The sequence below is a fragment of the Pseudomonas nicosulfuronedens genome, from assembly GCF_005877905.1.
Classification (GTDB): Bacteria; Pseudomonadota; Gammaproteobacteria; order Pseudomonadales; family Pseudomonadaceae; genus Pseudomonas; species Pseudomonas nicosulfuronedens.
Map to the genome: position 1 here is coordinate 1 of NZ_SWDV01000015.1, position 649 is coordinate 649.

The 649-nt window shown below is 52.5% G+C and carries 1 pseudogene; it reads right to left on the reverse strand.

The features are described 5' to 3' along the window. A pseudogene (locus tag FAS41_RS14750) lies at nt 1-307 on the reverse strand (DUF2997 domain-containing protein); the annotation flags it as partial. Between the last annotated feature and the right edge of the window lie 342 nt (nt 308-649).

The following is a 649-nucleotide window of genomic DNA, read 5'->3' on the forward strand; positions in this document are numbered from 1 at the left end:
AGCTCAACGCCAAATCGGCCTTGATCGCCTCGTCACTGTCCGAAACAGTGTCCCGCTCGATAACGAGCCTGTAGGAGTTCTCCTCAATCTGGCACACAAATAGATTGAATCCATCAGCCGCTCGACCACAAACCGCTCTAAATTGCTGACTACCCATATAACCGACTCTGCTCAGAATCTTTTTACCGAATCCACTGGGATAAAAGCAGACCATATCGGTTTCGGGGCTGATCCCCATCTTGCCGAACGCCTTGGCGATGGCCTCTTCATTGACATAAGAAAACTCAAACTTCGTACAATGAGACATCTTAAATCTCCAGCCTTCGCCCAGGAGCAACCTCTTCAGCGCCCCGAATGGCAACTAGCAGTTCAGGACTTAACTCAATATTGCGTATCGGTGCCGAGGGCGCGGGGGCAGCCTCGGGCGCAAAAGCCTCTGGGGTCGGAAGCGGTGCTTCGGAGCTGAGCACTACACGGCGCCTATGCAGTATCTGCGTCGCCTCAGTACTGCCAAGGATACTTGCGTCTATCGCCTCCAGCAGCCTTCTAATTACCAGAATGGGATTTGACGTGATCTTTTCAAAAAGACTAATGCACAACAGAACATGGCGGCGCCCTCAGATGACGAAGATCGACGAGCCGGTGGTCT